General features: G+C 71.2%; 20 protein-coding genes and 2 pseudogenes. 9 read left to right on the top strand and 13 right to left on the bottom strand.

Features of this window, described 5'->3' with window-relative positions; all coding sequences use genetic code 11:
• Nucleotides 1–137: 137 nt before the first annotated feature.
• Complete coding sequence (locus OG390_RS37000; protein WP_406173982.1) at nucleotides 138–824, bottom strand: DUF4190 domain-containing protein; 687 nt, start codon at nucleotides 822–824, stop codon at nucleotides 138–140.
• A gap of 347 nt (nucleotides 825–1,171) precedes the next feature.
• Between OG390_RS37000 and OG390_RS36995 the strand changes: the two are divergent.
• Together OG390_RS36995 and OG390_RS36990 are read left to right on the top strand one after the other, a co-directional pair.
• Nucleotides 1,172–2,300 (top strand): annotated as a pseudogene (locus OG390_RS36995) (adenosine deaminase).
• 26 nt (nucleotides 2,301–2,326) lie between these two features.
• Nucleotides 2,327–3,010: a glycerophosphodiester phosphodiesterase gene (locus OG390_RS36990; protein ID WP_406173980.1), complete on the top strand. Its 684-nt coding sequence runs from the start codon at nucleotides 2,327–2,329 to the stop codon at nucleotides 3,008–3,010.
• Nucleotides 3,011–3,107: 97 nt separating this feature from the next.
• Here the strand turns inward: OG390_RS36990 and OG390_RS36985 are convergent, their stop codons facing one another.
• A complete protein-coding gene (locus OG390_RS36985; protein WP_406173978.1) occupies nucleotides 3,108–3,749 on the bottom strand; it encodes an NADPH-dependent F420 reductase in 642 nt (213 codons plus the stop codon).
• A 69-nt stretch (nucleotides 3,750–3,818) separates the two neighbouring features.
• Between OG390_RS36985 and OG390_RS36980 the strand changes: the two genes are divergently transcribed.
• On the top strand, nucleotides 3,819–4,175 hold the full coding sequence (locus OG390_RS36980; protein ID WP_406173977.1) for a winged helix-turn-helix transcriptional regulator: 357 nt from the start codon (nucleotides 3,819–3,821) through the stop codon (nucleotides 4,173–4,175).
• On the opposite strand, the gene OG390_RS36975 is transcribed toward OG390_RS36980, so the two are convergent.
• On the bottom strand, nucleotides 4,157–5,878 hold the full coding sequence (locus OG390_RS36975) for an RNA polymerase sigma factor (protein WP_406178073.1): 1,722 nt from the start codon (nucleotides 5,876–5,878) through the stop codon (nucleotides 4,157–4,159). The genes OG390_RS36980 and OG390_RS36975 overlap by 19 nt on opposite strands.
• Nucleotides 5,879–6,132: 254 nt before the next feature.
• Here OG390_RS36975 and OG390_RS36970 point away from each other — a divergent pair, with 254 nt between their 5' ends.
• The gene (locus OG390_RS36970; protein ID WP_406173975.1) at nucleotides 6,133–7,281 is read left to right on the top strand and encodes a serine hydrolase domain-containing protein; all 1,149 of its coding nucleotides are present in this window, start codon (nucleotides 6,133–6,135) and stop codon (nucleotides 7,279–7,281) included.
• Here the strand turns inward: OG390_RS36970 and OG390_RS36965 are convergent.
• The 7 genes and pseudogenes from OG390_RS36965 to OG390_RS36935 form a co-directional block, all read right to left on the bottom strand.
• Nucleotides 7,274–7,804 (bottom strand): hypothetical protein, encoded by a 531-nt coding sequence (locus OG390_RS36965; protein WP_406173974.1) that lies wholly within the window; start codon nucleotides 7,802–7,804, stop codon nucleotides 7,274–7,276. The two genes, OG390_RS36970 and OG390_RS36965, sit on opposite strands and share 8 nt — an antisense overlap.
• 37 nt (nucleotides 7,805–7,841) lie before the next feature.
• Complete coding sequence (locus OG390_RS36960; RefSeq protein ID WP_406173972.1) at nucleotides 7,842–8,294, bottom strand: hypothetical protein; 453 nt, start codon at nucleotides 8,292–8,294, stop codon at nucleotides 7,842–7,844.
• Nucleotides 8,278–8,769 carry an RNA polymerase sigma factor gene (locus tag OG390_RS36955; protein ID WP_406173970.1) on the bottom strand — a complete coding sequence of 164 codons (492 nt, stop codon included), beginning with the start codon at nucleotides 8,767–8,769 and terminating at the stop codon, nucleotides 8,278–8,280. Before OG390_RS36955 ends, OG390_RS36960 begins: the two co-directional genes overlap by 17 nt.
• A gap of 108 nt (nucleotides 8,770–8,877) precedes the next feature.
• Complete coding sequence (locus OG390_RS36950) at nucleotides 8,878–9,483, bottom strand: class F sortase (RefSeq protein ID WP_406178071.1); 606 nt, start codon at nucleotides 9,481–9,483, stop codon at nucleotides 8,878–8,880.
• Nucleotides 9,480–9,869: a sortase-dependent protein gene (locus tag OG390_RS36945; protein WP_406178069.1), complete on the bottom strand. Its 390-nt coding sequence runs from the start codon at nucleotides 9,867–9,869 to the stop codon at nucleotides 9,480–9,482. Before OG390_RS36945 ends, OG390_RS36950 begins: the two co-directional genes overlap by 4 nt.
• Before the next feature lie 175 nt (nucleotides 9,870–10,044).
• Nucleotides 10,045–10,482: pseudogene (locus OG390_RS36940) on the bottom strand (OsmC family protein); the annotation flags it as partial.
• 465 nt (nucleotides 10,483–10,947) lie between these two features.
• Nucleotides 10,948–12,321, bottom strand: a complete 1,374-nt coding sequence (locus OG390_RS36935; protein ID WP_406173968.1) for a carboxypeptidase regulatory-like domain-containing protein — start codon at nucleotides 12,319–12,321, stop codon at nucleotides 10,948–10,950.
• Between the two features lie 179 nt (nucleotides 12,322–12,500).
• On the opposite strand from OG390_RS36935, the gene OG390_RS36930 reads away from it, so the two are divergent.
• Nucleotides 12,501–13,109 (top strand): TetR family transcriptional regulator, encoded by a 609-nt coding sequence (locus tag OG390_RS36930; protein ID WP_406173967.1) that lies wholly within the window; start codon nucleotides 12,501–12,503, stop codon nucleotides 13,107–13,109.
• 122 nt (nucleotides 13,110–13,231) lie between these two features.
• Here OG390_RS36930 and OG390_RS36925 read toward each other — a convergent pair whose 3' ends face one another.
• The 3 genes from OG390_RS36925 to OG390_RS36915 form a co-directional block, all read right to left on the bottom strand.
• A complete protein-coding gene (locus OG390_RS36925; RefSeq protein WP_406178067.1) occupies nucleotides 13,232–13,672 on the bottom strand; it encodes a pyridoxamine 5'-phosphate oxidase family protein in 441 nt (146 codons plus the stop codon).
• 144 nt (nucleotides 13,673–13,816) lie between these two features.
• Nucleotides 13,817–14,503: a helix-turn-helix domain-containing protein gene (locus tag OG390_RS36920; protein ID WP_406173965.1), complete on the bottom strand. Its 687-nt coding sequence runs from the start codon at nucleotides 14,501–14,503 to the stop codon at nucleotides 13,817–13,819.
• A gap of 16 nt (nucleotides 14,504–14,519) precedes the next feature.
• Nucleotides 14,520–15,590, bottom strand: coding sequence for a zinc-dependent alcohol dehydrogenase family protein (locus OG390_RS36915; RefSeq protein WP_406173963.1), 1,071 nt, complete (start codon nucleotides 15,588–15,590; stop codon nucleotides 14,520–14,522).
• A gap of 432 nt (nucleotides 15,591–16,022) precedes the next feature.
• Between OG390_RS36915 and OG390_RS36910 the strand changes: the two genes are divergently transcribed.
• The 4 genes from OG390_RS36910 to OG390_RS36895 all read left to right on the top strand — a co-directional run bounded on the left by OG390_RS36910 (nucleotide 16,023) and on the right by OG390_RS36895 (nucleotide 19,302).
• A complete protein-coding gene (locus tag OG390_RS36910; RefSeq protein WP_406173961.1) occupies nucleotides 16,023–16,607 on the top strand; it encodes a hypothetical protein in 585 nt (194 codons plus the stop codon).
• 717 nt (nucleotides 16,608–17,324) lie between these two features.
• Nucleotides 17,325–17,789, top strand: coding sequence for a Crp/Fnr family transcriptional regulator (locus tag OG390_RS36905; RefSeq protein ID WP_406173959.1), 465 nt, complete (start codon nucleotides 17,325–17,327; stop codon nucleotides 17,787–17,789).
• A 28-nt stretch (nucleotides 17,790–17,817) separates the two neighbouring features.
• Nucleotides 17,818–18,471, top strand: a complete 654-nt coding sequence (locus OG390_RS36900) for a CBS domain-containing protein (RefSeq protein WP_406173958.1) — start codon at nucleotides 17,818–17,820, stop codon at nucleotides 18,469–18,471.
• A 129-nt stretch (nucleotides 18,472–18,600) separates the two neighbouring features.
• On the top strand, nucleotides 18,601–19,302 hold the full coding sequence (locus OG390_RS36895) for a response regulator (RefSeq protein WP_406173956.1): 702 nt from the start codon (nucleotides 18,601–18,603) through the stop codon (nucleotides 19,300–19,302).
• Nucleotides 19,303–19,321 lie beyond the last annotated feature (19 nt).

Here is a 19,321-nt window from a genome sequence, read left to right as displayed (position 1 = left end):
CCGACTCCCTCCTCCGCCATGCACCTGCACGCGCCGAGCCCCGCTCACCGGCAGTGGTGAGGCGCCGCAACCCGAAGTCGGCGTGATCCGAAAGACAGGCCCTAGCGGTTCATGGGCTGCGCCGCTCCCTCACGGGGTTACGACTGCTCCATGACGAGGGACGTCGAGAAGCCGTCGCCGCCCGAGTCGCCGTTGCCGCTGTCGTCCGGAACCACGATGAGGTAGACGAGCATCCCGGCCCCGAGGGCGATACCGACCGCTCCGCAGATGATTCCGGCCAGCGCCTGCCCCGGGTTCGTCGCCTCGCCGCGGCGCGCCTTGCGGCGGCCGATCACGCCGAAGATCACACCGAGAATGCCCAGCACGATGGCGAGCGGCCAGAGACAGAACACGACCGCCGCGACAATGCCGAGCACAAGGCCGGCGGTGCCCATGCCGTTGCTCGGCCCGAGCGGCAGCACCGGGGGCCAGCCGTAGCCGGGGACGCCTTGGTGGGCGGGGTGCGGCGGGGCCGGAGCGTACTGCGGGTAGCCGTACCCGTACGGCAGGCCCGGGCCATCGGGGGCGATGGGCGGCGGGGGGACGGGTTCTCCAGGGGCGGGCTGGGGGTAAGGGGTGCGGGCCGCGGGAGCTGCGAAGGGGTTTCCCGAGACGCTCGGGGGCGTCGGGCCGGCGGTGGGCGGGACACCGCCCGGGGGTGCGAAGGGGTTGTCCCAGGGCTGGGGGCCGAGGGCGCCCGCCCCGGGGAGGGAGGCGAAGGTCGGCTGGTCGTGCACCGCGGGAGGCACGGGCGCGGCGCTTCCGCCGTACGGAGCGGTTTCCATGGGCGGAGCCCAAGGGTTCGGCTCGGGGCGGGGGCCGGCGGTGGGCTTGTCCAGGGGGACCTTGGGAGCGGGGGCGGCCTGGTCGGGTCGGGCGTCCGGGGCACCTCCCCCCGCGGGCAGCGCATCGGTCGGATCCGTACCCGGCGCGTGGCCGCCCTCCCCGGGCAGCGCATCGCTCGGAGAGGTCGGACCCCCTTGGCCCGGTGGAGCCCACGCGGCAGCGTCACGTGGCGCTTCCGGCGTCTGGGCGTCGTCGGACATGCGCGGAGCCCCCTCTTCTGTCGTACGTTCCGTCATGCTACGGCCCGAGCCCGAGCCGCGGGGCCCCCGCCTACGATGATCCCTGAATCACCGATCAGCCGATCACCCGCGTCCCGCCGACCACGGTCCGGGACGCCGTTCCGGGGAGGAACCTTGACCGACTACCGCACCGCCCGCGATGACGCCCGCGATCTGCACGCCTTCATCGCCGGACTGCCCAAGGCAGAACTGCACGTGCACCACGTCGGCTCCGCCTCCCCGCGGATCGTGTCCACCCTCGCCGCACGGCACCCGGACTCCAAGGTGCCGACCGACCCCGAGGCCCTCGCGGACTACTTCACGTTCACGGACTTCGCCCACTTCATCCAGGTGTATCTGTCCGTGGTCGACCTCATCCGCACCCCGGAGGACGTACGGCTGCTGACGTACGAGGTCGCGCGCGACATGGCTCGCCAGCAGGTCCGTTACGCCGAGCTGACCATCACCCCGTGGTCCTCCACCCGCCGCGGTATCGACGAACTCGCCTTCATGGACGCGATCGAGGACGCCCGCAAGGCGGCCGAGGCCGAGCTCGGTGTCGTACTGCGGTGGTGCTTCGACATTCCGGGAGAGGCGGGGCTCGAGGCCGCCGAGGAGACCGCGCGGCTCGCCACCGAGGAACGGCTACGGCCGGAGGGACTGGTCGCCTTCGGGCTCGGCGGCCCCGAAATCGGCGTACCGCGCCCGCAGTTCAAGCCGTACTTCGACCGGGCGATCGCGGCCGGACTGCGGTCGGTTCCGCACGCCGGCGAGACGACGGGGCCGGAGACGGTCTGGGACGCGCTGAACGAGCTGCGGGCCGAGCGCATCGGGCACGGCACCAGTTCCGCACAGGACCCGAAGCTCCTTGCCCACCTCGCCGAGCACCGGATCGCCCTGGAGGTCTGCCCCACCTCCAACATCGCCACCCGCGCGGTCCGCACCCTCGAGGAGCACCCCATCAAGGAGTTCGTGCGGGCCGGGGTGCCCGTCACGATCAACTCCGACGACCCGCCGATGTTCGGCACCGACCTGAACAACGAGTACGCGGTCGTCGCCCGTCTCCTCGACCTCGACGAGCTGGGCCTCGCCGCGCTCGCCAAGAACGCGGTCGAGGCGTCCTTCCTCGACGAGGCCGCCAAGACGAGGCTCGCCGAGGAGATCGACACGTACGCCTCGACGTGGCTCGCGCCCTGACGCGTCGCACCACCACAATGGGCGGCATGCGCACCGTGACCGCCGTCGCCCATCGCGGCGCCCCCTACCGTGTCCGCGAGAACACGATCGACTCGCTGCGTTCCGCGCTCCGACTGGGCGCGGACGTGGTCGAGATCGACGTACGACCGACCCGTGACGGCGTGCCCGTGCTGTTGCACGACGCGACGCTGAAGCGCCTGTGGGAACAGGACCGGCCGCTGCGCTCGCTCTCCTCGGACGAGGTGCGCGGGCTCACGGCCGGCGGCGTGCCCACGCTGGTCGAAGCCCTCAAGGAGACGGAGGACAGCCGGATCCTGCTCGACCTGCCCGGCGAACCCGACGGCAGGGCCGTACGCCGGATCGTCGACGTCATCCGCGAGTGCGGGGCGCAAGAGCGGGTGTACTACTGCGCGGGTGCCCCGGCCATGCTGGCGGTGCGCGCCGCCGACCCCGCCGCGGAGATCGCGCTGACCTGGACGAGCAGCGCGCCACCGCGGCCGGCGCTGCTCGAAGCCGTACGGCCGCGGTGGCTCAACTACCGCTTCGGGCTGGTCGACCGAGAGCTCGCCGCCCGCGTCCACCGCGACGGCTACCTGCTGTCCGTGTGGACCCCGGACACCCGCCGCTCCATGCGGCGCCTCCTGGACATGGGCGTCGACTCGATCACGACGAATCGCATCGACGCGCTGTGCGCCCTGCGCAAGGGCTGACTCGGGCGACGGTACGGCGTCACTCGCGTCACGCGGAGGGCAGGACCATGTGCCGGCGCCGGCAGCGCTCCGAGGAGTGGCCCAGCGGCTGCGGGCCTCAGCGCTCGCCCGCGAACTCCCTCGGCGGGGCGATCGCCTGGGCATCCGCCCCCTCCCCCACCCACAGACCGATCAGCAGCGCCGCCGTCGCCTCCAGCAGGCCCGCCCGGGCCAGCTCCCCCGCGTTGAGGGGCTCGCAGCCGAGGTCGCGCGCGAGTCGTCGTACGACGTCGAGCGCGTCCTCGTCGTCGCCGCACAGCGGGACCGCGAGCGGACGGCCGCCGAAGACCGGTGGGGTCATCCGCCAGACGTCCTCGTGGCAGAGGTTGAAGGCCTTGACCACGTGTGCGTCGGGGGCGACGGCCGCGAGCCGTTCGGCCGCGGACGGGCCTCCCGCCGTCTCCAGGACGAAACCCGGGCCCAACGGATTGACGCAGTCGATCAGCACCCGGTCGCGCAGGGCGCCCCGGAGCCCTGTGACGACCTCGGCAACGGCCGCGTACGGCAGCGCGAGCAGCACCGCGTCCACGCCGAACTCGGCCGCCGCCCGCAGATCGCCACCGCATCCGCCGAGCCGCCGGGCGAGCCCGGCCGCGCGTTCCAAGTCCCGCCCGCCCACGCACACTTCGTGACCCGCCCGCGCCCACCGCGTGCCGAGCGCGTCCGCCATGCCGCCCGTACCGAGAATCCCGATCCTCATCAGCCTCATATCCCTTCTGTCGCCGAATCCAGCACGACAGTAGGAATCCGCTCGGGCACCATTCGGTACGTGACGACCGAAGACTTCCTCGCCGACTGCCGGGCCCGGCTCGCCTTCGATCTGCTCGCCAACACCTGGAACTCCGTTGTGCTGTGGGCGCTGCGGCACGGCCGGGTGCGCCACGGCGAGCTGCGCGAGCTCATCGGCGGCATCAGCCAGAAGGTGCTGACCGAGACGCTGCGGCGGCTGGAGTTCAACGGGCTCGTGCTGCGGCGGGCGTACGGCGGTTCGCCGCCTCGGGTCGAGTACGAACTCAGCGCGCTCGGGCGGTCGTTGCTCGACCCCATCGGCGCCTTCGGCGCCTGGGCCTTCGAGCACGGCGACGAGGTCATGGCCGCGCAGGAGCGCTATACGCGGGAGCGCTGAGCGACCGTCGCCGGATCGATGGGGGTGGAGCGGGTCAGGTACTGCGGTACCGGGGCCGTGTTCTCGCCGTTGTCCCGGACCAGGCCGTAGCGGATCGCGCCCTGGGCCGGGCCGGTCGTGACATCCCTGCTCGCCTCGTCCCAGCTCGACGGAAAGACGATCAGGCCGTAGTCGGCGCCCCGTTCGTTCACGGTGAGGGTGACGGTGCCGTCGAGGTAGTAGTACTCGTTCTGCCACATCTGCTGGGTGCCGGACGGCAGTACGGCGTATCCGATGTCCGGCCCGCCCATGCCCGTGGCGTAGCCGTCGGGGCTCCCCGCGAGGGCGTCGTCCATCCGTCGGCCACCGCCCGACGCCACGTGGAAGAGCTTCCCCTCGAGGCCGGTCCAGGCCGGCATGACCAGTGCCCCGGGCCGGGACCTCGGCGAGATCTGCCAGCGCACCAGGACGTATCCCTTGCCGCTGAGGGTCACGCTGTCTCCGCGGTGCTGCATCACGGCCTTCGCGCCGCCGGTGCTGGTGATCCCGGACTCGGGCCGGTGCGGCAGGGCGCCGGGTCGCGCGTCCGGTTCCGGAGCCCGGTCGACGGCATCGACGACCGTGCCGTACACGTCGGTCCTCGTCGGCGACGGTGAGGGCGAGAGCGAGGGCGAGGGCGAGGGCGAGGCGGACGGCGTGGCTGACGGAGTACGCGACGGGGGGCGGGCCGTACTCGCCGCCGTGGGCGAGACGGCGGCCCGCGAAGGCGGTTTGTCCGGGGTCTGCGTCACCACGTACGCGCCGCCGGCCACGATCGTCGCGCCGGCCGTCACCGCCACGGCGGGCTTGCTGAGCGCGCTGATCACCTTGGCGGACCATCCGACGCCGGTTGCGGCCGCCGCCGTCTTGCCGCCGAGGGCCAGCGAGAGCGTGAAGCCGACCGGCACCGGCACGAGCGCGATCCCGACGAGGAGCCGTTCGGCCGGTACGACGACCTCGCGCGCACCCGAGCAGGACGCGCAGCCCCGGACGTGCCGGGCCAGCCGCTTGCGCCACACCGAGTCCGGCCGTCCGTCCCAGCGGGCGGTCACCTCGGGCAGCTCGGGGCAGGACGAGTCGAGTGCCCGGACTATGCCACGCGCGGTATCCAGGCGCTCCTTCATGCGCTGGACGCGGACGGCGGCGTGCTGCCGGCTGATACCCACGGCGGCCGCCAGTTCCCGCCGGGTGAGCTCGCCCGCGACCTCCAGCCACCACAACGACAGCAGCTGACGGTCCTCGTCGTCGAGCCAGCGCACCGCCTCGGCGACCTCGCGCCGCTGCCCCTCCAGCTGGAGCCGCAGTACGGTCAGTTCGGCGAAGTCGGCGGCCTGGTCGCCCGCGCTGTCGTCGAGCGTCTCGGAGGTCCGGCGGCGCGCCCGGTCCCGTATCTGGCGCATCGCGATGGCCACCAGCCAGGACCGGAAACTGTCCGGATCGCGCAGCGTGCCGAGGTTGTCGACGGCGCGCAGCATGGTCTCCTGCACGACGTCGTCGACGTCCGCGTGGCCGTTCAGCGCGCGGCCGACGATGTTGTAGACGAGGGGCAGCCAGCCCGCGACCAGCTCGTCGAGCGCGCGCCGGTCTCCGGCCTGCGCGGCCGCGACGGTGGAGCGCCACTCCCGCCCGTCCACGTCCGTCCCTCCCCTGGTCTCTTCGCCTTCGGAACGTACCTTCTTGGCCATGGCCGCGGCGTACGGGGCCATGGCCACGACGTTTCACCTCGGGAGACGGAAGCGGACGCTCCGCGATAACAGTTTTTTGCGAGGGCGGTCAGGGCGAGACCTTCGCCCCGCGAGAACCGTGTCCAGGCCCCCTAGGGGCGACCCTTGCGCCGATGCGGGGGACGGCGCCCTCCTCAGTGACGATCCCCGGGGACCGCGTACGGCCGGAGGATGAACACCCTCTTCGATCGCCACACAGTCCGCAGGAGTACTCAATGGCCGTACGCCGTCCCGCAGTTGCCCTCGCCGTGGTCCTCGCCCTCGGTCTCGCCGCCGGCCCCTTGAGCGCGTCCGCGCTCGCCTCCCCCGGCACGGTCGCCACGCGGACGGCCGGACCCGACACCGGGGCCCTGCGCGCCGCTCTCGCCGGGCTCCCGGACGCGGACGCGACCGCCGCGCTCGTACGGGTCGGGGGCACCGACGGACGCTGGCGCGGCAGCGCGGGCGTGCACGATCTGGCGAGTGGACGGGACGCCGACCCGAACGCGTTCTTCCGCGCCGGTTCCACCACGAAGGTCGTCACGGCGGCGGTCGTGCTCCAGCTCGCGGCGGAGGGCAAGGTCGACCTGGGCACCCCCGTGCAGCACTACCTGCCCGGACTGCTGTCGAGCGCCTTCAAGCCCATCACCGTACGGCAGTTGCTGAACCACACCAGCGGGATCCAGGCGGGCGACGGCTTCGGCGACTCCTTCGAGGACGCCTACGCACACCGCTTCGACACGCTGACGCCGAGGGAGGTCGTCGCCTCGGCGGTGGCGAAGGGCCCGGAATTCTGCCCGGGCAAGCAGCAGGATTATCTGAACATCAACTACACGATCCTCGGCATGCTGATCGAGAAGGTGACCGGGCGCACGTACGCACAGGAAGCGACCCGTCGGGTCCTCCGACCCGCCAGGATGCACCACTCGTCCTTCCCCGGCACCGACCCGCGCATCCACGGACCGCACAACCACGGCTACCAGGCGGTGAAACGGGCCGGCGGTTCGACCGAGTTCGTCGACGTCACAGACTGGAATCAGGCGGACCGCTGGGCGGCGGGCGACATGATCTCCACGACGGCGGATCTGGAACGGCTGATCACCCACCTCTTCCGGGGCGATCTGGTCCCCGAGCCGCAGCTGGAGGAGATGTTCACGGTTCCCTCGGGCATCAAGGACGCCGACATGAGCGCGGGACTCCAGCGCTTCGAGTACGGGGGCAGGATCTACTGGCTCAAGTCGGGCGCCCGGTACGGCTACAGCACGGTCGTCGCGGCCACCCGGGACCTGTCGCGCACCCTCGTCTACTCGGTCAACACGACCGACGCCAAGGGCGAGTCGATGAACCCGGTGGCCCAGCGGATCGCGCTGGCGGCGCTCAAGTAGCCAGAGCCGGAGCGGCCTGACCCGGGTTCGGGGTGAGCGCCTCGAGCCGCTTGATCTTCTTCCGTACGACGTACAGCGGGATCACCCCGATGACGCCGAAGGACATGTCAATGAGGGTCCACCAGAAGGGGATTGCGCGGATCGGTCCGCAGATCAGCGCGAGCGGGACGATGCCGGCGCAGGCGATCATGCCGAACTCGACGACCCAGATGTTGCGGACCGGATCGCGGTAGGGCCCGTAGAAGGCGACCGCGATCACGAGATGCGCGAACGCCAGCCAGTCCGTTCCGTACAGCACGAAGGGGTACTTGGCGTCGGTGGCGTCGAGACCGCGGCGTACGTGCTCGATCCAGTCCATCAGGACGGGCAGGTGCTCGGGCACCGACAGGGACCGCAACAGGTCCTCGGTCCAGTGCAGTTCGTGCACCAGGGGGAATGCCGTGGCGCCGCTGAGCACCAGGCAGACGACAAAGGTGACCAGCCATGCGCGGATGCCCTTGAGGAGGGCGGCTCTGTCGCTCATGGCAGGAGCGTACGCCCCGACTTGAACATGTTCAAAACTACTTCGGTGCGGGGGTCGGTGTCGCCGACGGCGCACGGGTGGGCACGGCCGTGCTGGTCGGGGTGCCGGGGCTGTCGGTACGAGTCGTCGCGCTGGGACGGGGGGTGGTGCTCCGAGTGCCGCTGCCGGGGCGGGGGCTGACGGGCTCGGGCGACGCCGGAGTGGGCGCGACCGAGGGACTGCTCGCGGGCGGCGGAGCGAGCGGGACCGTCGGGGACGCCGGTGCCTCGGAAGTGGTCGCCAGGCGCAGCGGCAGCGCGACAAGGGCGGCGACGGCGCACGACAGGCCGACCCCGACCGCGGTGCGCAGCAGCCTGCGGCGGGCCGCACCGCGGCGGATCGCCTCGTAGCGGCCCGCGGGTGGGCCGAGGTAGTCGGAGGAGGGCCGCAGGATCACGGCGAGGGGGTCGTCCGGTTCGAAGTCCGGTCCGTCGTCAGAGTGTGTGATCAAGGCTTCTCCCCAGGTGGGCGCGGAGCAGTTCGCGGGCCGCGTGGAGGTCGGCCTTGATGGTTCCTTCCTTGCGCCCGGTCAGCGCGGACACCTCCCGGATCGGCATGTCAGCGTAGTAGTGCAGCAGGATCGGGACGCGCAGTCGTTCCGGCAGCGACTGCACGAGCAGGCGTACCGACGGGTCGGCCTGTTCGGTCTGCGGGCGGACCGCGGCTTCGGCGGTGGCACGGCGCACGGCTCTGCGTTCGCGTTCGAGCTTGCGCCAGTGGTCCCGGACGAGGTTGGCCGCGGTGACGTAGAGGAAGCCACGGGGCTCCGCCACGGAGGTCCAGCGGGCCCAGAGCCGGGTGAACGCCTCCGAGGCGATCTCATGGGCCGTCTCGTCGTCGTCGACCAGCCGGCGGCACCAGCCGGCGAGACGCGGGTAGAGGGCGGCGAACAGCTCGGACGCTGCCTTCTCGCGGGACCGTTTCAACGCTCTCCATGGTCGTGAGGGCACTCGTGGGGACTCGAAGAGAAGTCGTGGGGGAAGAGCCCGGGCCGTCGGCGCAGGTTCCGTCGGCCCGGGATCCGGGAGGGCGGGTCAGGGAGTCGCGGAGCTCAGCGCCGCGAAGACGATCACGTTGTCGAGGTATCCGTCACCGGTACGGGGGCCGCCGCACGTGATGAGTCGCAGCTCGGGCCGGTTCACGTCCCCGTAGACCGCGTCCGCAGGGAACTCCGCCTTGGCGACGGTCCGTACGGAGGTGACCGCGAACTCCGCCGTCGAGCCGTTCTCCAGGCGCACCACGATCCGGTCACCCCGACCCAGCCGCGCGAGGTGACGGAAGACCCCGTCCCCGTAGGCACCGACCGTGACATGGCCGAGGATCACCGACGGGCCGATCCGACCCGGCGTCGGCGAATGCCGGTACCAGCCCGCCCGGTCGTGTGCCGCGATCGGAGGCACCTGCACGCTGCCGTCCGCGGCCAACCCCAGCTGTACGACCGGGGTGTCGACCCCGATGGCGGGGATCCGCAGCGTGGCCGGCACCGAACGCCCGAGGGTGGGCGCAGCCTTGTCGGGGGACGATGGCGGCGCGCTCCTGCGGTGTGCGGTCGTGGCCCGGCCGGCCCCGTGGCCGCCGCAGCCCACGAGCAACGAGGCCAACGCCGCGGTGGCGAAGGCCCGCCTGGAGGGCAGGGTCATGCCCCGGTCGCCCGCCGACGCCGTACGACGAACACCGCCGCGCCTCCCACGGCGAACACCGCGGCAGCACCCCCGCCGATCAGCCCGCCCCCGGCTCCGGACTGCTTCGACACCGGTGCCACACCGGTGTTCGGCGCACCGCTCGGTACGACGGAGACCTGGCTCGGGGCCGACGCCCGCGTCGGTACGGCGCTGGGAGCCGGGGCGGCGGTGGTCGGCGCGGAGCTGGCGGTCGGGGTCGGGGCGGTGGTGGCCGGGGCGGGTGCGGAGGTGGCGGTCGGGCGGCTGGTGGGGGTGGGGCTCGCCCCGTCTGCGAACGCGGGCACCGTGCTCGCCAGCACGGCGGTGCTCGCGAGTGCCATGGCGCTGAGGACAGTTCGGCGCATGAATCGCTCTCTTTCGTCGGTCCGCCCACCCGATGACTCGGCGGGCTGGGTCACGGATCGAGCGGAGAGACGAGGCGGCGGCGGAGCGGGTTGTAAAGGGATGGCAAAGCTGCCGGAAGCCGCCGCGTCGGCGAGCGGCAACGCGGTGGCTACGCAGTCGTGTTCGGCGTGGCCAGGCGTCCTCGACCGTCGCGGTGACGGGCGTACCGATCTCGACCGTGCGGCTGACGGTGCAGAGCCGGTCGTGGGAGGTCTTGACCGCCCTGGGCAGGATCGCGCGGGCGCGATCGCCGAGTTCGCCGTCCGGGAAAGCGACGGTGAAGGTCACCGCGAGATGGGTCATCCGGTTGCCGAGCTCGTCACTGATCTTGTCGCCGGTCACGGTGACGGTGAACCCGGTGGGCTCCGCGTGGCGGCCGGTGGCGACATCGACATCGGCCGCGGTGCAGCCCCCGATCGCGGCGAGCAACAGCTCGACCGGGGTGAAGTCGGAGCCGCCGTGGGGATCGGAAGCGGTGCCGAAGCTGATCTCGCCACCGCGTGGGTTCGTCGCGGTGAAGTGGCCGGCGCCGGTCCGCTCGATGGTCACCGAGCGCAGGGTGTTTTCGGTCATGGCGACGACACTAGGGCCTGTCCGGCGGATCAGGTCGGAGGGGACCAGCGGCGCCTCATCAGCGCAGGTGAGCGGGTCCTGGTGCGTCCAGCTGCAAGGAGGGGGAAGGCGACGACGCGATGGGGGTCCCCCGCGCGAGCGAAGCCGAGCGTGGGGGAGTCGGCAACCGACGACAACGCCGCCGATGAGCGCACCAGGACCCCGCGTCTCCGACACGAACCGCCGGACAGGCCCTGGTGTCGTGCGGCGCAGACAGCCGTGGATGTCGGCCCGGTCGAGGCGGGACCTTGTGCGCGGCCGGCACGCCGCCGAGGCGGCACGCGGGACGGCACTCCGAACACGCCGGAGCGACGACACCCGGGACAGCCTTCCGACCCGACCGGAGCGACGGCACCCGAGACAACCCTCCGACCCAACCGGAGCGACAGGACGCGAGACGGCGCTCCGGTTGTTGCCGCGCAGTGCCTAGTGCGCCTGTCGCGACACCTCCTGCCGGCTGCGCAACGCGAAGTCCGCGCGGGCAACCGCACCGGGCCGCAGCAGCTTCTGGTGGACCATCGGATTCCGGCCGGCGGACGAGACCACGACGCTGAGGTATCCCTCGGGGAGACCGGTCGCGGCGTACTCCCCGTGTTCGTCGGTGACGGTACGCAGCAGTTGCCGACCCGCGGTGTCCATGACGAGCACTGCGGCACCGCGGACGGGGCGCAGCTCGGAGTCGTGGATGGTGCCGACCAGCATCGGCACCGGCTCGCCGAAGTGATGGTGACGGTGGACGGGCAGCGCGGTGGGAATCGGCATTTCCAGCGCCGGGTCGTCCACCGGGGGCTCCTCCACCTCCTCCTGGTCGCCGTCGGCGGACAGTCCGGCGGCCCTGCGGTTCCGGAGCCGGGCGTCGAGGCCGAGCAGGACGGCGCCCGCGGCGATCCACGCGCACAGCACCAGAACGGGCTTGAACACCCCGGCGCCGTCGAAGTAGAGGACGCCGCGCAAGGCGTCGAGCGCGTTGGCCAGGGGCATCACTGCATGCACGTGCTGGAAGAACGTCGGCAGCATCGGGGCGGCCACCGCGCCGCCGCTGGTGGGGATGCTGAGCACGATGAACAGGCCCATGCCCACCGCGGGAAAGAACTGCCGGGTGAAGAGGGCCAGACCCGAGGCGGACGTGGCCACAGCCATGGTGAGCAGGAAGGCGATCGCCATGGCGGAGGGGTCGGCGGGCAGGTAGCCGAGACCTGTGCCGATCAGATGGCCGGCAACGCTGAACAGGGCGGCGGCACCCACGATCGTCAGCAGTTTCCTGCCCCGGGTGAACGTCACCGCACGCAGCAGGGTGGTCGCGAGGATGTAACCGGGGACGCTCCAGGCGATTCCGAAGTAGAGCAGGGTCGAGCCCAGCAGGTCCTTGCTCGCGGTGGGCGCCACGTCCTCGACCGTGAGCCGGTGGTGACTCCGGGCGGCGACCTTGGTGAACACGGTGCGCAGCATCTGCTCGAACGACATGCCGTTGGCCTTGGCCACATACAGCACCGGATGCCGGCCGTGGCCGACGAAGCCCGCCGCGGCATGCCGGTCCAGCACCGCCTGCCGGGCTGCTCGCTCGTCGGTCACCGCCGTGATGTCGAAACCGCCGGGGTGCTGCCGCCGCAGCTCGCTGTCGACCCGCCGCGCGCCGGCCCGATCCGCGACCGCCACCTTCACATGGTGGGGCTGTGGTGCGTGAAGGGCGGGGGCGAAGCAGAACAGGAAGCCGAGGAAGAGGATCACCGGAAACCACAGCGCCTCAGCCAGCACTCTGGCCGAGGCCGGTCCAGGGGGCCGCTCGGTCTGTTCCGCCATGGGGGCCCTCCTCGGACTGCTCGCTGCTCGAACCAGGGCTGCCGGAAGGACCTGATCCGGCCCGGGTCGGCAGCCCAAGGGCCCATGATAGACAAACTTGCAGCACTGCATTTTTGCAGTACTGCAACCAATCCTGGACGACAGTAGACTCCGGCGGTGTGATGACACCCGTGACACCCGTGACGAGCAGCCCCCCGGAGGGATTGCGCGAGCGCAAGAAGCGGGCGACCAGAAGAGCTCTGCAGGCCTCGGCGGTGACCCTCTTCCGCCGGCACGGCCCGGACGCGGTCACGGTGGAGGACATCTGCGCGGAGGCAGGTGTCTCTCCCCGCACTTTCTTCAACTACTTCTCGACCAAGGAAGAGGCGGTCTTCTCGCTGGAGGAGGGCATCCCCTCCCTGATCCAGCAGAGGATCACCGACCGCCCCGCGCACGAGACTCCGCTGGAGGCGATCCACGCGGTGCTCGCCGAGCGCCTGGGCGAACTCACCACGGGCGGGCTCCTGCTGGGGCGCGCGGCGCTGCTGCGCGAGCGCCCCGAACTGCTGCCGCGCATCACCCAGACGCACCGTGCGGTCGAGGACGCGGTCATCGCGGCGGTGGCGGCACGCACCGGCCTACCGGAGAGCGACCTGTACGTCCGCACCACCGCGGCGGTCGCCTTCGCCGCCCAGCAGGCGGCCGTCACCTGCTGGCAGCCCGGCTCCGGCGACGACGCGGTCACCGTGCTCAACAGAACGTTCGACCTGGTCCGCAGCGGGCTCTCATGGGAGCCACCGACCCGCTGAAGACACGGCCGCACGGCGTGAACTGTGCCGGCCACTCTGCCGAGTCGTGGGGGTACAACGGCCCGACGAACCTCATGGGACGGTCGAAGGCCGGGTCACCGGCCCTAACCACGAGACAGCGCTCAGGAGGAGAGGTCGGCCCCGTAGAGCGTGCGTCCTCCGACGAGTTGACGGCCGGTGACCAACTCGGACTCGATGCGGATGAAGACTTCCTCACGCACAGCCACCCACAGGTGCGGAACGCTCAGGGACAACCGGGCGTGCTCGGCGGGGTCGGTCACCACCGTGGCGCAGCCGGTCACCACGACGCTCCAACCGGAGTGGGTCGTCACGTCCACCTCGTCCGCTTCGAAGGCGACCACCACACCATCGACGGCAGCGGCCAGCTCCGAGTCGGCGGAGGTGCGCAGCAGTACCGCGGAATCGTTGTCCAGGCAGAAATTGACGGGCAGGACCGCGGGCAAGGCGTGACGCGTGTGGACGATGCGGCCGATCGGTGCCCGCTGCAGCAGACGGAGGCACTCCTGCCGGTCGAGCTCATGGAAGTCGTCGTGGGGATTCATCACGGAGGTCACTTTCACGCGGTACAGCGGTACGTCTTTCATCCTGTGCAGCGGCCAGGGACGGAGGCGAGGGCCCATCGGTCCAGGGCGGCCGGAGAGTGGCCGGGGAGTGCCCGCCCCTGTGGACCCTGCGGTCGACCGGGGTCAGCGCACCGCGATCCGGCGGCCGGTGATGCTCTCGGGCTCGATACGCACCCACACGTCACGCTCGCCGCCCGCCCATGGACGGCTGTACGCAAGCGCCTCCAGCCGTTCCACGGCGTCCGGCTCCCGCACGGCTCGGGCGCGGCCGCGTATGAGCACGCTCCAGCCCTGACTGAGCGCCTCGTCTATGTGGTCGACCTCGAAGGCGACGAGCGCCCCGGCGGCTGTCGCGGGAACGGCGTCGGGTGCCGTCCTGAAGGTGATCGCGCCATCGACGACGTTGTAGTTGAGGGGCACGATGATCGGCCCGTCCGGCGTGTCCGTCGCGAGCCTTCCGATGCCGTGCCTCGAGAGCCGTGCCCGGCACTCCTCGGCGCTGAGTTCGATCAGCTCGGGGCGCCGGGCCGCCCGACCGGTACCCGGTGGCAGGTCGGCATCACCGCCATGCAGGGCGGCCACACTGGTCGCCAGTGCGTCGGCGAGCCGGATGAGGACGGCGGTCCCGGGCATCGCGGTGGACTGTTCCTCCAGGTACTGGACGTAGCCAGGAGTCGTGCCCGCCCGTGCGGCCGCCTCCTCCCGGCTCATACCGAGCTCCTCGCGTCGCCTGGCGATGCGACGCCCGATATCGCTCTTTGCGCCGCCCGCCGTGGTGGAAGCCATGCGCGGCGCTGCCTGTTCGGACATGATCCTTCACTTCCTGTCAGGGCATCCTGACTGTGAGGGCGTCGTGCTGCGGCCCGCCGAGGACGACCTTGAGCGCGCCGGTATCGGCGGCCCCCGAGAAGACGTCGTACGCCTCCTCCATGGCGTCCAGCGGGAAGGTGTGGGTGACCATGGACGACGCGGGCAGGTGGCCGGCGGCCATCATGCGCAGCAGGGTCGGAGTGGAGTGCGTGTCGACCAGGCCGGTGGTGATCGTCACGTTCTTGTTCCACAGGTCTTCGAGGTGCAGTGTGGCGGGCTTGCCGTGTACGCCGACGTTGGCCACGTGCCCGCCGGGCCGCACCATGCGCGTACACGTCTCGAAGCTCTCCGGCACCCCGACCGCTTCGATGACCACGTCGGCTCCGAGGCCCTGCGTCAGGTCGGCAGTCAGCTGCTCGGCCTCGTCGCCGGCCACCGCCACGGCGTCGGCACCAAGGTGTTTGGCGGCATCCAGCCGGCCGGGGGCGAGGTCCACGGCGATGATCTTCTCGGGGGCGAAGAACCGCGCCGTGGCGATCGCGGCCAGGCCGATGGGCCCCGCACCGACCACGACGACGGTGTCTCCGGGCCGCACCCGCCCGTTCAGCACACCCACCTCGTAGGCGGTGGGGAAGATGTCGGCGAGCAGCACGGCGTCCTTGCTCTCCAACGCGCCGGGCAGCAGATGTGTGGACAGGTCAGCGTGCGGCACACGCACGTACTCGGCCTGTGTGCCGTCGATCAGGTGGCCGAGGATCCAGCCCCCGCCGTCGCGGCACTGCCCGTACATGCCTTCGCGGCAGAACCGGCAACGGCCGCACGCCGTAATGCACGAGAGCAGGACACGATCGCCGGGGCGGACCGTGCGGACGTCGCTGCCCACCTCGACGATCTCCCCGACGGCTTCGTGCCCGAGCACGGTGCCCGGGCGTACCTCCGGGACATCTCCCTTGAGGATGTGCAGGTCGGTTCCGCAGATGGTGACTGCGTCGACGCGGACGATCGCGTCGGTGGCCTCCTGGATGCCGGGGTCGGCGACGTCCTCCCATGCGGCCCTTCCGAGGCCGTGGAACACGAGTGCCTTCATGACGATCCCTTCCTGGGCCTGACCGATGCCCTTCCTGGGCCTGACCGATGCCGGTCGTGAGCGACGACGACGAGCAATCGGCCTCCTGCAGGCGCTGCTCCGCTCCGGCCGGAATAATGGGCTGTGGCCAGGTTCCGCTGAACGGCCTCCTGGCGCGCGGAGTGACCTTGTATGTCCAGCCTGACCGTGGCGGATGCTGTTCACATGGGCCGGTCGGCCCCCATTGCCGGACCGAGGGGGCCCGTCCAGAGGGACCGACGTCTGTGCGTGAGCGCACCGAGCCGGCCGCTCCTCACCACCTTGGGCTGGACAGCCCGATGCCCGGCGAGTGGCGGCGCCGGACGGCCCAGCAATGCCGTCCGGTCGGCCTCTGCCGTCACTCGCTCCCGAAATGTCACGTTGCTGTCCTCGACGACGAGGAGGTGCGGTGCGATGCGCAGGACAAAGTGTGCGGGGCAGCTGCTGTGGCGGTGGCGCAGCAATCCGTTGCGACGGCACAACGACGTCGTCGAGGCCTGGATCATTCTGGTCGTCTGGACCGTCATCGCATTGGGCGGCACTCTGGTCGGCGTGATGGCAGGCCATGCCGCCGACGAGTCCTTCGGGCAGCTGCGCCACGAGCGGCACTCGGTCTCAGCCGTCCTCGTCGAGAACACGGCACGGATTGCGCCGACGGCCGAGGGCACGGCCCATGACTGGGTCAGGGCGACGGTCCGCTGGACGACCCCGGACGGCTCCACCCGTACCGGCCGGGCCCTGGTGGACTCCGGGCACCGGGCCGGATCGAGGGTCGTCATCTGGCTGGACAGCGGCGGCCGCCCCACCACGGAGCCGCCGACCGCATGGGCGGCGGCCTTCGAGGCGGGCATGCTCGGTGCGGGGGCCGCAGCGGCCTTCGCGGGCCTCGCGTTCGCTACCGGCCGCGTCGCGCAGTGGCGGCTCGATCAGCGCCGCTACGCCGAGTGGGGCCGTGAGTGGGACCGACTCGGAGCTCAAGGGGGCCGCAAGACCACATGACCCGGAGAGGTTGGCCCCGGCAATACTCCACCGTCCAGGCGGAGTCGACGTTGCGGGGCCGCCCCGTGAGGGTCGCCCCACCGCGGCACGAGCACGCACCGAACACGGCCGGTCACACAGGTCGACCGGCCTCCCAGCTCGGTCCCTGACGGCCCGTGTGACGTCATGGCACTGCTCTACGTCATGGGCCGGAGCGGATAGGGCCGCCGGCAGCACCCGCGGGGTCCGTTCGAGCACCGCGGATCGTGGGGAAGGTGCTCCATCGTGCGGGATCACCGCGACCGGGGCAGCGGCACCGTGCACCGCGCCGCGCGGCACCGCTTCCTCGGCGGCCGGTCCAGCGTCCGTGAGACGGTCTCGCCGCCGTGCTCCTCGCAAACGAGGGAGAACCGTCGATCCCCGCGGCGACGTGCCGCATCATGATCCGCACCCCTGCCTGCCCGTGGATTCCTCTGCTGCCCCGAGCCCGGTATCGGGGCGAGCACGGGTGCAGGGGCCGGGCCGGGCAAGCCTTTTCGAGGGGCTCTTCGGCCCAAGGCGGCCCTGCGTCCACGGCACGAGCGGCGTCGCTCCCGCACGGTGCCGGCAAGGACCCGGCTGTCTGCCCCGGCCGTTGCCATGCGGCCCCTCTGCGGGGCCGGGTGGCCCATGGTGGAAGCAGGGCGTCAAGAAGAGATTGGAGTTGGCAGAACCACGCCCCAGGAAGAGGCCAGGACCATGAACGCTTCCCCCACTTCGAACAAGCTGCGAGCGTTGCCGGCCGAGCACAGCGAGCGCCTGATGGGCGTCGCGAAGGAGGTGTCGTTCCCCGAGGGAACCCGCCTGTTCGAGGAGGGACGGCGCGCGGACCGGTTCTGGATCATCCGAACCGGCACAGTGGTCCTCGACATCCATGTGCCCGGCCGCCGCGCGGCCGTCATCGAGACGCTCGGGCACAACGAACTCATCGGCTGGTCCTGGCTGTTCGGGCCGCACACCTGGCACCTGGGCGCCGAGGCCACAAGCCCCGTGCGCGCGTACGAGTTCGACGCCGACGCGGTACGGGCCATGTGCCAGGCCGATCCCACGCTGGGAATGGAAGTGGCCCAGTGGCTGGGAGACATCGTCGCCCGCCGGCTGCGTTCGGCCAGGACCCGGCTGCTGGACCTCTACGCACCGTACGGCAGCGGAAGCGCTCGCTGACCGCTTCGGAATCCACCAGGGAGTCACCGTGCATGGCAGCCCGCACATCGTGAGCGATGTGATGACCCACACCGTCGCAGCCGTCGGCCGCGGGGCCGACTTCAAGCAGATCGTGCAGCTGATGGAGCAGTGGAAGGTCAGTGCCCTTCCGGTCCTGGAGGGCGAGAACCGAGTGGTCGGCGTCGTCTCCGAGGCCGACCTGCTGCACAAGGAGGAGTACCGCGACAGCGACCCTGACCAACTTCGGCGCCTCTCGGACCTCGGCAAGGCCGACGCGGTGACCGCGGGAGAGCTGATGACGTCGCCTGCTCTCACCGTCCAGGCGAACGCGACCCTGGCACAGGCCGCCCGGATCATGGCACACGCCAAGGTCAAACGGCTCCCCGTCGTCGATGACACGGGCAGGCTCGAAGGTCTCGTCAGCCGCAGCGATCTCCTCAAGGTGTTCCTCAGGGACGACGAGGACATCGCCGAGGAGGTCCGCAGGGAAGTCGTGTCGTACCTGTTCCGTGCCCCGTTGTCCCCGGTCCGTGTACAGGTGCACGATGGCGTCGTCACACTCGCGGGCCAGGTCAGGGACACCTCCTTGGTGCCCGTGGCCGCACGCCTGGTGCGGGCCGTCGAAGGTGTGGTGGACGTGGACTTCGAGCTGACCGGCCCGGTTCGCCGGCCGCAGCCGTGACCCGCGGCCGAACGAGACAACCACACTCCGGTTGGGCCGGTCGGCCCTAGTGCGTCCGGTCCCCCAGGGTGATGATCGTCGTCACAGGCAGCTCATGGTCCGCAGTCCACCAGTGAACAAGGGGGCGTCATGGCCGACGCACGTACCTTTTCGGAACAGAACCCCATCCGGGTCTTCCTGTTGGACGACCACGAAGTCGTACGCCGCGGTATCACGGACCTCCTGGACGCCGAGCCGGACATCTCGGTCGTCGGCGACGCCGACAGTGTCGAGCACGCCCTGGTGCGCGGTCCGGCGCTGCGTCCGCATGTGGCCGTCCTCGATGTCCGTCTGCCGGACGGTGACGGAATCAGCGTCTGCCGGGAACTGCGCAGCCTGATGCCGGAGCTGGCCTGTCTGATGCTGACGTCGTTCGACGACGAGGAAGCCCTGCTCGACGCGATCATGGCCGGAGCCTCGGGCTATGTGCTCAAACAGATCAAGGGCTCCGACCTGGTCTCGGCAGTACGCACGGTCGCTTCCGGTCAGTCGATGCTGGACCCCACGACGACCGCCCGGCTGATGCGCTCCCTGCGCGCGGACCCCGCCGAGGCACCGGCCGTGGCGCCCGAGCTCGCCAGTCTGTCGCCCCGCGAGCGGGACATCCTCGCGCTGATCGGGGACGGACTCACCAACCGCGAGATCGGCAAGAAGCTCTACTTGTCCGAGAAGACGGTGAAGAACCATATCTCCCGGCTGCTGGCCAAACTGGGCGTCCAGCGCCGCGTCCAGGCCGCGGTACTGGCCAGTCATCTCGAACACTCCGACGCCACCGACCACCCGACGCGATGAGTCCTCCCGGCCGCGGACC

This window comes from Streptomyces sp. NBC_00996 (assembly GCF_045162675.1).
Lineage (GTDB): Bacteria > Actinomycetota > Actinomycetes > Streptomycetales > Streptomycetaceae > Streptomyces.
This window is presented reverse-complemented; position numbering and strand designations above follow the sequence as displayed.